The organism is Xanthocytophaga flava (assembly GCF_030068545.1).
Classification (GTDB): Bacteria; Bacteroidota; Bacteroidia; order Cytophagales; family 172606-1; genus Xanthocytophaga; species Xanthocytophaga flava.
In genome coordinates this window covers 166,556-180,119 of the sequence record NZ_JASJOR010000012.1, presented here as the reverse complement: position 1 = coordinate 180,119, position 13,564 = coordinate 166,556, and the positions used below count along the sequence as shown (strand labels likewise).

The following is a 13,564-nucleotide window of genomic DNA, read 5'->3' as shown; positions in this document are numbered from 1 at the left end:
TAGAGCCATGTTCTCTTTATGAGAGACAAATAAACTCCAGTTGGAAAGGCCGCCGGTCTTGTCACGAGATCCTTTCAGGAGGACAAAAAATGAAAATCTTTCCCTATCACCCTCAAGAGTGAAAAAGTTATGGAACAAGATAAGGGTTGGACATGCAAACAGAAATATTGAGGAAAGTGCTCTTTTGTTTATCACACAGTGTTTTGACACAAAAGCAGCAAGCTGTAGGAAGAAAAATGAAAGGGGCTACGAAAGACTAAAATGAACCAGGATGTATAGAGCGTATTTTCTAAAACGTTACCAAACACTACACTATTTAAATTATTGTACATTAGCCAATGCTAACGATCCATCATGACCTTTGAAGAAATCTATACCCAGTATTCACCTAAAGTATACCGCCTGTGTATGGGGTATGTCAATGACCCGGATCAGGCCAAAGACCTGGTGCAGGATACATTTATTCAGGTATGGGACTATTTACCCGGCTTTCGGAACGAATCTGGTGTTGGTACATGGGTATTTACCATTGCAACCAATACCTGCTTACGACAACTGAAAAAAGAAAAAAAGCAAGTCAGAACAGAAATGCCTCTGCAACTGGAAGAAAAACCAGCAGATACAATGGACGAACAAGTTGCTTTTTTGTATAAGTGTATTGCATCACTGGAAGAAAACGAACGTTTGATTATCTCATTGGTACTCGAGGAAGTTCCTCAGAAACAGATTGCCGATATTATTGGTATCTCCGAAGGAAACATTCGGGTACGTATTCACCGGATCAAAGAAAAACTCAGCTCAATCATGAAATACCATGGACAACTTTGATGACTTAAAGAAGCTCTGGCAGCAAATGCCTGCTTCAGATCTTCCCTCAGCACAAGAAATGAATCAGAAAGTACATACCTATCAACGAAAGATGAAACAGAAATATATTATCTCCATAGCCTATATGGCAGTCACGTTTATCTTTATCGGCATTATTGGGTATTTTATTGAGCCTGTCTATGCTACCACCCGAATAGGTGTAGTGATTATCATGGGAGGCATTGTGATGGTTATTATATCTCAAAGTAAACTTATCTCCCTACTTTCCAATGAAAAGTCTGAAGTAACCGATAGTCGTCAGTATTTACAACAAATGATCGTATATCAAAAAAACCTGCAACGTATACAAACTACCACTATGTCGTTCTATTTTCTGCTGCTTAGTATAGGTCTTGGATTGTATATGTTTGAATTTATTATGCGAATGGGCATGATTCCCCGTATCATAACAGCCTCCGTAACAGCGATATGGATTGCCTTTAACTGGTTTTATATCCGTCCAAAACAGATTGCGAAACACCAATCCAAAACCAATGAAATGATTACTCAGTTGGAAAAGGTTTGTGGACAATTTGAATAGCATAGTCCGGATATAATATAGTCAGAATTGTAATCCTTTGTTACACCCTAAACTTGTAGCATTTAATCAAATACTTTGCATATTTGTGCTTTACAATTCTGACTATATTATATCCGGACTATGTACAAACTAAGTTTACTTATTTGCGTAGTGGCTTTTGTAGCCTGTACGTCAAACTCAAAAGAAACAAATACACAAACAGATTCAACAACTGTTACAGCTTCATCAACAGACTCAGCGGCAGTAACAAACCCCAAGTTGTCAGAATATGTACAGTATCTGGCGAATCTAAATGACTCGACAGCTGAATCGGCTACAAAAGCTGCACAAAAGTTTCAGGAAATTTTCAAAGGATCATCTCCTGCTCTTTGTGATTCCGCATTCGTGTTCTTCAACACCTTCTATGAAAAGTTAGGAACCCGATTAGATGAAGTCCACGCATCCGATACTACCAATTACGATTCCCTGATTGTAGACCCCACAGCCAAGCCTGTACCTTTGTCTGCAAAATTGACTGCTTATAACCAGAAGTTAACTCAGAATGGCTTTCAGGTAGCAATGACCGAAGGAACAACCTACATAAAACAAGACCGAGAGTTGATTGCAAAATGGTTTTACACAATGGTTTCTCCTACCATGAAATCATATCTGACTCAATTGAATAAAGAAAATAAGGAAGGATTTGCCGAAGATGCAGGCATTAATATTCCTATTACCTCACTAGCCGACCGGGTTATCTGGTGGGAAAAGTTCAACCAGACAAATCCTACCTTTGTATTTGCAGAAAGAAGCAAGGATCTCTATCAAAACTATTTGTTTTACCTTCTCAAAGGGATGGACAACACGGCATCTTACTACCAGGATGAGGCTGGTAAAGTTACTCCTGATCAAGAGTTTATGAATGCCTATACATACGTATTGTCTAAACATCCCAATACAGAAACAGCAAAATTGGTCAAACCTTTTCAGGCTGCCCTTGCTCAACATGATGTTAAAAAAGCGGAAAGTCTTCTGAAACAATATCAGGATCAAAAAATCATTCAATAAAAGAAGTAGATAGATTATAATCTGGGTTACGTATTTCGTTTGATGCCGGTAGAGAATGTAAAATCCAGACAATAGTACAAAAAGAAAGGGCTGATGATCAGCCCTTTCTTTTTGTACTATTGTTGAACATTTCTCTTTAACAAAGGTCTCAGTGATGCTCCGGATAAGGAGATATTAGCACTATCACCTACAATTGGATCGATTGTTTTGAATGGAATATCATCAGCGTTAAAACTACTTTTATCCTTAAGAGTCAATTTTAAATGATTAATATATGATTGAGTAACGTTATTATCTTCAATTTGGGAATGAAGATCACTATTCAAATCACAACTACTATTATCAGATTCTTCTATTGTTAAATTATCAATTTGGCTACTAAATATTCTAAATTCTCCAGAACCTTTTAGAATGACAGCAAGATTAGTCAATTTAAACCCACTCACATACCCATCCATACCTTGTAAATCAACCAACTGCAAAGAAGGACACTTAATAAATAATTTTCCTCCATCAACTTCCACACTATCTGGTATTTTCTCAAAGTTCACTAGCAATGTATCACCATTGAAACGAATTTTGGCAAACTTTTCTATCTCCTGCAAGGAAGAGATCTCGTAATTAGTAGCAAACTCAATTGACACCCTACTCTCAATAGCAGCGTTTCTCCCGTCTACTCTAATGTATTTAAAAGGATTTTTACTCAGAGTACGAAATTCATCAGTTGCTATCTTCTCAGTTTTTATCCTCTCATACTCTGCTTTGAGAATAAAATTACAGGTTAGCATTCCTGCAAATAATACTCCTACAAAGCCAAGTAATAGTTTATTGCTTGTTTTCATTGTCAAATCAGATAAGTGTTTTTACTTTTTAAAGTTTTCTTCTTTGTATTTTTCAAACTGCACTTCCAACTCTTCTACTTCAATATTAAGCAGATACATATTCCGAAAAAGAACTGGTAACTCATGCTGTACAAACTGTTCCTTGCGGTAGACAAGGATAGCCTGCTCTGCATCTTCGTTTACGAAATAGCCAATGCCCCGTTTATTCTGAATAATATCCCGGCTTTGCAGAAAATCATAAGCTCTGGTCACCGTATTGGGGTTCACCTGCAACTCAACAGCAAGTTCCCGAATGGACAAAATCCGATCATTGGGCAGCCACTTCTTCAGCAAAATATTCTCACATATATAATCTGCTATCTGCACATAGATCGCTTGTTGTTCCCTGAATTCCATATCTTAAATAATCTAATTTGCGTGTCTTAATTTTAATTACAACTCCTTCTCTGCAACTTTCAGATAGGTTATAAACCATAAAAAAGGCGTCACACAGTATTTAGCAATAAATTCTATTACACTCATAATAGATTCTGGTAATCTGGCCGTTATATAACTATGTCTCAGCAAATGAAAAGGGATAGCAGTTATAGATTCCTCGCCTATTAAAATTCTACCTATTATATAATTAACAAACGTAAACAACGCCACTATCAGCAATCCACTTATCGCTGTTTTAATAAAGCTAAATCTTTCAAACCATACAGATCCCAGCAGAAAAGCAGCCTGTATAAAGAAGTAAGGAAAAAAGAGGTAATAGAATTCTTTCTCTGACTGAAAAAAATTCAATACCTGAATGCGACTATCATGTCTTACTAGTTCATCTGCATTATAGCTTTGGCTTACTTTAACAAATGGAATAGCAATAGCATAAAAGATAAGGGAATATACAATGACAAAACCTATAGTAGCATAAAGCCATAAAGACAGAAACTTTTCCAGTGATGATCCAGGTAATGTTAGAAACAGGATTCCTTTAGGTTTCTGTGAGAAGTCATTGAATATGTAGCTGGTAAAAATAGTACCACACAAAAACAATCCGGCAGAATAGTAACCCATCTGGAATATGTCTTCAATTTTTCCATCTTCGGTATAAAAGACCAACAGAAATATAAGAATAGTAAACCCAGCTATTATTGCCATCCCCATCAGATATATGCGGTAATTTTCAATCCAGTGTTTTCGTAGTAATAATCCTAATCTTTTAAAACTTAACATAGTATGAGATTTTTGTAGTGTATGGGTATATACTACCCTTTTGAGTGCAAACAGTTATCCTTTATAAAACCGACTAAAGTCTATATATCCGGCAATGGTGATGATTACAAAATAGCCCAGACTGTATAATTCATGGGAGGCCAACACCTTAACGGACTTATCTGATGAAAAAATAGTATACATGGTAAAGGTATAGGGATAGTAAATTGCATATTCCCATCTTTTAAACAGAATAGTTGCCGTAACAATACAGATCAGCCCTACTCCAATTGCAGCAATCATATTTTTTAGACGGATACTCAGCCAGTAGTGAATTGCCAGCATAGCCAATGTTGAGGCAAAAGACCGAAATGCCAGTTTTAGCAGTCCATCCAATGCCAGCGTCTGATCTAAAAAACCAAGTTTAGGTCTGAGTATGCCTAATACTACGCCAGCAGCAAGCAGAAAGACAATGAACAACACATAGGTCAATACAGTAAGCGTAAGGATGATTGACAGCTTATTGACATATATTGACAATCGTGAAACCGGAAGGGTTAACAAGTATTTCCAGGTATTAGACTTGTGCTCAATATTCATTACCAGACTGCAAAGCAATACCACAAAGAAGGGAATGAAAAAAAAAGACACTCCCTGAAAATTGGCAAAAGAAAATTGATTCCAGGAATTTGCGCCTTTCTGAGGAACGAAAGTCTCCCATTTGGTTAGATATACCACAAACATCAGTGCAGGCATAAACCCTGCTCCCAGACAAGCCAGCCACAATGCAAATGTATTTTTGGATTTAATAAGTTCGGTTTGATAGACAGTGCCAAGTGTTGCCATAAAATGATCTGTTTACGATTGTTTACAATAGTTTTATAGTTGTAGTAGCAGATGTTATACAGCAGATTCCTCTGTAATCTGCAGAAACAGTTTTTCCAGATCATTGTCCATCACTGCCAGTTGATACACATCTATCTCATTCTGAACCAGCAATCTGTTGATATGAGCAGCCTGCTCTCTATCCTGGAAGGAAGTTTTTAATCCATTGCCATTCAGCGTTACCTGAAAGTGAGGATTTAATAGTTCCAATGCCTTGAGGTTGTTGCTGGTATCAAAACATAACATCGCCTGGCGGGATTTTAAGGTTCCCAGTTCCTGGATAGTCCCCTGAAACAGCATACTTCCCTTATGAATAATTCCAACATGAGTTGCCATCTTCTCTACTTCAGACAGCAAGTGGCTTGACAGAAAAATGGTAGTACCAGCTTCTTTATTGAGACGAATCAGTAGTTCGCGTGTCTCAATCATTCCATTAGGGTCTAGTCCATTGGTAGGTTCATCCAGAATCAATAGTTCAGGTTCAGAAAGTAAGGCAACAGCCAATCCTATGCGTTGTTTCATCCCTAAGGAATAAGCTTTTACCTTCTTATGGGCAGCATGTGTCAGTTTTACCAGTTCCAGAGTTTCGTCAATACGCTTTTTGGAAACGCCTTTAATCCGGCGGGTTATTTCCAGATTGTCCCACCCTGTCAGATGTTCATAGAGAGAAGGAATCTCTATCATACTGCCAATGCGTGAAAATATATCTAACCTATTGTCGGATAAGGTTTTGCCGAAAATCCGGATGTTGTTTTCAGGATTGGGTAACAATCCCAAAATAAGTCGCATAGTTGTAGTTTTACCTGCCCCATTAGGTCCTAAGAAGCCATAGATAGAACCTTTCTCTACATTCAGGTTCAGATCCTTAATAATAGGTTGATCTTTCTTAAAGCCAAATTGCAGGTTTTGTGTCTGAATAATCATAAGAGTGGCGTGTTGGGTATTACCGTTTACATAGTTGAAGATGTATTCTATTTCTCCACATTAGCGGATACTGTGTTGGCAAACAATTGTCGCATCTTTTCTTTCGTAGCAAGTGCTGCATTAAACAAAAGTTCCAGATCTACCTTACTGTCCTCACCTTCCACATTCTCCTGCACCAAAGAAATCCCACGTACCGTACTTTCTGAATAGAGAACAGACTCAGGTTCCTCTACTTTAGATACAGTTTTAAAGCAAAGCTTCTCTGTAATCTGCTCAATGCTGGCATATAGTAAAATCTCACTTCCATCCAGAATAATGATAGGATCAATCAGACTCTCCAGATCCCTCACCTGGTGCGTAGAAATAATAATGATACGATCTTCGGTAGCGGCTGAAGCAATGATCTTTCTGAACTGGGTTTTAGAAGGAATATCTAGTCCATTAGTTGGTTCATCCATAATCAGGACACTGGTATTCGTAGCAAGTCCAAACCCAATCAAGACCTTCTTTTTTTGGCCGTATGATAACTCTGTCAGAGTCTGGCTATCATCAATACCAAACTCTTTGAGATAGTTCTGAAACTGTACGGCATTAAAAGAAGGATAAAAGGGCGCATACGTTTTCACAAAACTCCGGATAGGAACTGAAGGCACATAAAACTCTTCAGGAATGAAAAATATATCCTGCAAAAACTCAGGCTCACGCTTCTTTGCTTCCCTCCCATTGACCAAACACTTGCCTGATACCGGAAAAAGCAAACCAGCCATATTTTTGAGTAAGCTTGACTTCCCTGCTCCATTTTTACCAAGCAATCCATATACAGCTCCCTTAGGCAACGTAAGACTCAGATCCGTAAACAGTCGTTTTTTTCGGTTATACCCAAACGTAACACTTTGAATGTCAATCATAGATTATATAGAGTGTAGTAAAATTTCAGTAGAATACACTAGTTAAATTTATAAAGGCACTTCCGATGCTAAAGTATTGTGTACTTTATTTTGCCTCCAATGCAACACAACAGCCACAATGCCCAAACCAATCAGCAGCACAATACCCAGATTGATCAGATACATTGAAATCAGTTCACTCACAGGCCACAGCATAGCACCTGTCAACAGAATTATAAAAGCTACTCCATTACCCAAGTCCAGTCGCCAATCATTTCTCTCTATAGGATGATTCATCAAGGGTGCCGGATTATCAGAAAGAATGAATTTCAGTTTATGAAAGTCGTATATAAGTAATAGAATAGTACAGAACAGAAAGAAACCAACTACATAAGGTGTCCCCTGCCACTTCAGCGAAATCACTACAACCAGAATATTTACCAGCATAGGCATTGCCATAACAGCTCCCAGCGTAGCAAAACGTTTAGATATCAGCAGAAAGCCAATAGTCACCTGACTGAAAGCTATAAATCGTGCATACATTCCTAAACCATACTTAGCCAGTTCATCTTCCAGAAAAGGAGGGCCCATTGTATTTGGGAAGGTATTATGAGTCAGCTTCGCTAATCCGGAAGTCAAAAAAATTAACCCTAACCAAAAGCGAATAGATCCAATAGTGAATCGTATCAGTGATTGTCTTGAAGGGAATCCGATTATCATAGTGTATTACTTAAGTAGTACACTACAAATGTAAAGATTAAGAAATAAGAAAAGCAAGGGCATACTAAAACTTTTCGATAAAATGTGTTGAAAGGTAGATAATGAGGTTGAACTTGAGACGCAATATGTAAAGGTAGTTAGCTATAAATAGCCTATACAACAAAAAAGCATGAACAGTAATCGTTCATGCTTTCGAAATTCCTTAGTATACTACTATAGTTATTGTACCTTAAAGTTAGGCATCAACAGTCGAAATGTAGTTCCCTTACCAATTTCACTATCTACAGAGACACTTCCTTCCAATCGTTCAATAGTTTGTTTTACAATATACAAACCTAATCCAGATCCATCAGACTTAGGAGTTGCCCGGAAGAACATATCAAAGATGCGGGCAATATATTGTTCTTCAATACCCATCCCATTATCTTCGATGATAATTTTTGCCTGCTGCTCAGTAACTATAATCTGAAAACGCAGAAAGTTAGAGTCAGCATGCGGGTTCAGGTATTTTGCTGCATTGGAAATAAAGTTTTTAAGAATAATACCAATACGCAGTTCATCACTATGAAACTCCACTTCTTTGTCAATATTTACTTCGATATGCAGTTTTTCCAGATTAGGAAGGTAACGAAGTTCATCCGCACAATCATGAATAATTTTCTCGAAGTCGATGGGTTTAATAATAATTTCAGAGTTCAGTGTTCTGGAATGATTCAGGACAGATTTGATAAAGTCATCCAGCTTACTTACCCTATTCTCAATCAGTGACAGATAATTACGCAGTGTGTCCGGATTATCGTCCATCTTGGTCAGATTGATCAGTCCCAGAATGGAAACCAGCGGAGCTCTCAAATCATGTGATACTTTGTATACGTAGTTGTCTAGTTCATGATTACGCTTTTTCAGTTCTTTCAATGTGTGTCGCAATACATCTTCGGTCTTCTTCTGGTCTGTGATATCGTATCCGGCACAGGTAATTCCTTTTATTTTCTGGTTTTTATCAAAAGTTGGCTCAATTGTCAGCAATAGATAGACTTTTTTTCGTCCAAAGCTAAGATTGATTTCCTGAGCAGTTCCTTCGCCTGTTTCCAGCACATGTTGTTTAATGGCAGTCAGTTGTTCGGCTTCTTTTACCGGAAATATTTCAGTATCCGTCTTGCCTAATGAATCAGAGAAATGGTATTGCGATAGATTGGTATTATCATAAATCCAGGTATAACGCAGATGAATATCCTGGTTAAATACAACAATAGGAGCTTTGTTTAGGGCTGCTTTGAAACGAGACTCACTTTTACGCAGATCATCCGTTATTTTTTCACGTTTGTGAGCCTCTGCCACCAATAGATTATTAATACGCCGGATTTTTGCCATCCGGGACAATGAGATATTGGCAAATTCATTTTTTATTTTATTCAGCTGGCCATAAATAGCTGTTAGTTCATTGCTATTGGCCATTAACTCACGGTTGTTGGAGTGCAACTCTTCGTCTTTCTGCTTTAATTCTGCACTCAATGTTACCAGTTTGCCTTCGTAATAATCTTTGTTTCGGAATTTATTCCGGATCAGAATAAAACTCCCGGATATCATCAGCAGATAAGATCCGAGTACCCAGTAAATCGCCTGTGTTGTACGATGCACTGAAGAAACGTATTCTCGGTTTCGTAAAGTCAGATGATTTCGTTCTTCTGCAATAACCTCCTGCAAAACATGCTGAATATTATTCATGGCAGCACGGTTCTGAGGAGACTTATAAAGTGATTCCAGACCGGAGAGATTGTTATTATTCTTTAACAGAATAGCATACTGCATCAAATCAATCTTTACAGATGCATTCTTTTTTAGCGAGTCGATCAGTAGTCGATGATGAGTATTGGAATTAGTCAGATAATACAAGGAATCAATGTATCCTCCCACAGAGTCTATACTTCTATAATAAGGCTGCAAATCTATGCTATCATTGCTGACCACATACTCTCTTTGTCCATTCTCAGCCCTGTTTAACAGAGATAAAACTTTCTCAGCCGTATAAATGATCCGGTTGGAATGAAAAACCTGTGCAGCCTTCTCCAAAGCTACTTTGTGGTTTTGGTATATGCTAAATCCAATCCATGCCAAAACCAGTGTACTGATAATAAAAGCTGTGTGGACGATTGGTTTGGAATAACGCATCATCAATTTAAATTAGAACTTCTGCTGGTTTTATTTGAAGTAAAATTAGCTCAGAATTTTAACAAAAAATCTTGTAAAAACAACCCCTGATTATAAAAAGCCTGAAATAATTTCTGTAAGATTTTGCCAAAGCAGCCAATCATCAGACATAACACACTGATTTTAAATGATTTACACCACAAAAATAATATCATCTTAGTTTCAAAATAACTAAGTGATACTCAATATATTACTATCTGAGGGTGCAATAAAGGCAAATATCCTGGAAATTTATACTATCCTATATGATATTTATCAGACAAGAGCCTGATACAAAATCTCGACAGGATGCAGAGCCTTTCTATGTGTACCATCATGAATCTGGTGTCGACAGCTGGTACCTGGCGCTGCAATAATCACATCCTCAGGCTGTTTACGAACAGTCGGGAATAAAACCAGTTCGCCGATTTTCATCGAAATGTCATAATGCTCTTTCTCATATCCAAATGAACCCGCCATGCCACAACAGCCAGATGGAATCAGATGTACTTCATAGTTTGCAGGCAAGGATAATATTTTCTTGGTTGGAACCAACGATCCTACAGCTTTTTGCTGACAATGTCCATGTAGTTTGATCAGGCGTTTTTCCTGGGTAAACTGATTTCTCTTTAAATTACCTTTATCTAACTCTTTGGCCAGAAATTCATCAATCAGGAAAACATTTTTAGCAAGTTTTTGTGCATCAGCCTGCATACCTTCACTCACTAATTCCGGATACTCATCCCGAAACGTAAGTATGGCAGATGGCTCTATACCTATTAGAGGAGTTTCTTCTGTGATTGTGTTTTTCAGCAACTGTACATTTTGCTCGGCAATCTCTTTCCCCTTACGTAATAACCCTTTGGATAGATAAGCCCGTCCACTCTCTACATGTTTAGGGATAATAACCTCATATCCTAACTTTTCCAGTAACAGAATACCCTTTTTACCAATTTCCACATCATTGAAGTTGGTGAACTCATCACAGAAGAGATAGACTCTTCTACCAGAAGCAACCGTCTTCCGCTTGGAATGCCAACTCTTCAGCGTAGTTGAGGCCAGCAGTGGCATAGTACGATCCGGGTGAAAACCAACTATGTTATTGGCAATACGACGTAAGGAAGGAGTTTTGAAGACAAGATTATATGCCCAAGGCATAACTGAAGCAATACCTGAGAGCTTGGAGAAGTTTCCAATTAACTTACTACGCATGGGCACACCATTGGCATCGTAGTAATGCTGCAGAAACTCTGCTTTGAGCTTACCCATATCCACATTGGATGGACATTCGGACTTACACCCCTTACAACTCAGACACAAATCCATTACCTCTTTAATCTCCTCATGGTCAAATGGATTTTCTTTGGTTGAGTTAGTCAGGAACTCTCTCAGAATATTGGCGCGAGCGCGAGTAGTATCTTTTTCATTACGGGTGGCCATGTAGCTTGGACACATGGTTCCTCCGCTCAGTTGTGTTTTGCGACAGTCACCTGACCCATTACACTGTTCAGCATGACGCAGTATTCCCTGTTCCCGTGTGAAATTGAAGATGGTCTTGATTTCAGGATTCTTCTGACCTGGAGTATAGCGTAGAAACTCATTCATAGGAGGGGTGTCTACAATCTTTCCCGGATTAAAGATATTGTCTGGGTCCCAGGTCTGTTTGAGTTGCTTGAATAATTGGTAATTCTTTTCTCCAACCATCCAGGGAATAAATTCACCTCTCAGGCGTCCATCGCCATGTTCACCACTCAGTGAACCATCATATTTTTTTACCAGTAAGGCAATTTCTTCTGCAATTTTCCGGAACAGTTGATTGCCTTCTTCTGTTTTCAGGTTAATAATCGGACGCAAATGCAACTCTCCTGAACCAGCATGTGCATAGTGGACAGAATACAAACCATACTTTTCCAGAATTTGATTAAAATCACGGATATAGTCAGGCAGGTCATTTACATCAATGGCGGTATCTTCAATAACAGCAACAGGCTTGGCATCACCAGGCATATTAGTCAATAGACCCAATCCTGCCTTACGTAATGTCCATATCTTTTTGGTGTCTTCCCCATATAGAACAGGAAAATGATAGCCTAGTCCAGATGCTCTCATTTCTGCCTCCATTTCAGCTGCCAGTCTAGCCACCTCATCCTTGTCTTCACGAGCAATCTCTACTACCAGGATAGCTCCTGGATCGCCTTGTACAAAGAATCTATTTTTACTCTGTTCAATATTCTCCTTAGTACATTCCAGAATATAATGGTCGATCAGTTCACTAGCTGACGGATTGTATTTCAGGGCAATCAGGTTGGCTTTCAGTGCTTCATCAATGGTATTGAAGTGTACACAAACCAAACCGGCTACTTTAGGAGGCAGAGGTAATATGTTTAGTTTAATCTCAGTCAAAAAAGCCAGTGTCCCTTCTGATCCAGCAATCAGTTTGCAGAAATTGAAAGCCGGACTTCCTGGTGTAAAAGGTTCAGTTTCGAGCAGTAAATCCAAAGCATACCCTGTGTTACGGCGTGCAATGCTGCGTTTAGGAAACTGAGACCGGATTTCCTGTGCATTCTCTTCATTTGAGAGTATTTCCTGTACCGAACGATAAAGTTTAGTTTCCAGATCGTCTTTTGGCTTAAAGCCACGAGGTACAGTGCCTGTAGCAGGGACACCCAGGCATTTTGCTTCAAATTCGTCTATACTCAACTCATGAAAATCTACTTCCGACCCATCACTCAGCAATGCTTTCGCTGAAATCAGGTGTTCACGAGTACTACCATATACAACAGAGTTTGACCCACAGGAATTATTACCAACCATCCCTCCTATCATTGCCCGGTTGGCAGTAGAAGTTTCCGGTCCAAAATACAACCCATACTCTTTCAGAAATAGATTCAACTCATCACGCACTACTCCTGGCTGTACCCGTACCCACCGTTCTTCGACATTTATTTCCAGAATCTTATTCAGATACTTGGACATATCCACTACCAATCCACTACCTACTACCTGTCCGGCAAGAGATGTACCAGCAGTACGTGGAATCAAAGCTACTTTTTCCTTACGGGCAAAAGCAATCAGCTTTTTAAGATCTTCGACACTTTTGGGAATAGCTACTGCCAGAGGCATTTCACGATAAGCAGACGCATCAGTGGCATATAGGGTACGAATGGTATTATCAGAATAAAATTCGCCTTCTATTTGTGCAGACAGGGAGCGGAGTTTTTCGGTAATCATTTAGTCAGAAATCTGGAGACAATGGTAAAAGTGAGTAGATTCACTTATGAATCACAAATTTAAAACAGAATGTTAAAAAAATAGATTTCATCGGGAATAATATTCGGCAGACACGGTTGATACCCAAATTACATGGTTATGTCCTATAACTTTCTCAGTTTTGTATTATTTGCCAGTAAGGCAGGTGCACCATTTTTTATACCTCTACCTTCTGCCATATATGTCCACTTTGAAAATAC

Annotated in this window: 12 protein-coding genes; 3 read left to right on the top strand and 9 right to left on the bottom strand. The window is 38.6% G+C overall.

The genetic code is table 11. The features are described from left to right. Positions 1-354: 354 nt before the first annotated feature. The 3 genes from QNI15_RS18690 (at position 355) to QNI15_RS18680 (ending at position 2,455) form a co-directional block, all read left to right on the top strand. Complete coding sequence (locus QNI15_RS18690; RefSeq protein ID WP_313997505.1) at positions 355-828, top strand: RNA polymerase sigma factor; 474 nt, start codon at positions 355-357, stop codon at positions 826-828. Continuing rightward, the gene (locus tag QNI15_RS18685; protein ID WP_313997503.1) at positions 815-1,408 is read left to right on the top strand and encodes a hypothetical protein; all 594 of its coding nucleotides are present in this window, start codon (positions 815-817) and stop codon (positions 1,406-1,408) included. The genes QNI15_RS18690 and QNI15_RS18685 overlap by 14 nt, the downstream gene beginning before the upstream one ends. A 120-nt stretch (positions 1,409-1,528) precedes the next feature. Then, positions 1,529-2,455, top strand: a complete 927-nt coding sequence (locus QNI15_RS18680; RefSeq protein ID WP_314032965.1) for a hypothetical protein — start codon at positions 1,529-1,531, stop codon at positions 2,453-2,455. A gap of 116 nt (positions 2,456-2,571) precedes the next feature. Here QNI15_RS18680 and QNI15_RS18675 read toward each other — a convergent pair whose 3' ends face one another. From QNI15_RS18675 to QNI15_RS18635, 9 genes are all read right to left on the bottom strand, one after another. Beyond that, entirely contained in the window at positions 2,572-3,297 is a 726-nt protein-coding gene (locus QNI15_RS18675; RefSeq protein ID WP_313997500.1) for a hypothetical protein, read from the bottom strand. A gap of 21 nt (positions 3,298-3,318) precedes the next feature. Continuing rightward, positions 3,319-3,693, bottom strand: coding sequence for a GntR family transcriptional regulator (locus QNI15_RS18670; protein WP_313997498.1), 375 nt, complete (start codon positions 3,691-3,693; stop codon positions 3,319-3,321). Positions 3,694-3,729: 36 nt separating this feature from the next. Continuing rightward, complete coding sequence (locus tag QNI15_RS18665; RefSeq protein ID WP_314032963.1) at positions 3,730-4,512, bottom strand: hypothetical protein; 783 nt, start codon at positions 4,510-4,512, stop codon at positions 3,730-3,732. Between the two features lie 54 nt (positions 4,513-4,566). Continuing rightward, on the bottom strand, positions 4,567-5,337 hold the full coding sequence (locus tag QNI15_RS18660; protein ID WP_313997493.1) for an ABC transporter permease: 771 nt from the start codon (positions 5,335-5,337) through the stop codon (positions 4,567-4,569). Positions 5,338-5,391: 54 nt separating this feature from the next. Next, entirely contained in the window at positions 5,392-6,300 is a 909-nt protein-coding gene (locus QNI15_RS18655) for an ABC transporter ATP-binding protein (protein WP_314032961.1), read from the bottom strand. Between the two features lie 47 nt (positions 6,301-6,347). Further along, on the bottom strand, positions 6,348-7,208 hold the full coding sequence (locus QNI15_RS18650; RefSeq protein WP_313997489.1) for an ABC transporter ATP-binding protein: 861 nt from the start codon (positions 7,206-7,208) through the stop codon (positions 6,348-6,350). A gap of 48 nt (positions 7,209-7,256) precedes the next feature. Then, the gene (locus tag QNI15_RS18645) at positions 7,257-7,907 is read right to left on the bottom strand and encodes a DoxX family membrane protein (RefSeq protein ID WP_313997487.1); all 651 of its coding nucleotides are present in this window, start codon (positions 7,905-7,907) and stop codon (positions 7,257-7,259) included. Positions 7,908-8,126: 219 nt separating this feature from the next. Further along, the gene (locus tag QNI15_RS18640) at positions 8,127-10,079 is read right to left on the bottom strand and encodes a sensor histidine kinase (protein WP_314032959.1); all 1,953 of its coding nucleotides are present in this window, start codon (positions 10,077-10,079) and stop codon (positions 8,127-8,129) included. A gap of 291 nt (positions 10,080-10,370) precedes the next feature. Beyond that, positions 10,371-13,325 carry an FAD-binding and (Fe-S)-binding domain-containing protein gene (locus tag QNI15_RS18635; protein ID WP_314032957.1) on the bottom strand — a complete coding sequence of 985 codons (2,955 nt, stop codon included), beginning with the start codon at positions 13,323-13,325 and terminating at the stop codon, positions 10,371-10,373. Between the last annotated feature and the right edge of the window lie 239 nt (positions 13,326-13,564).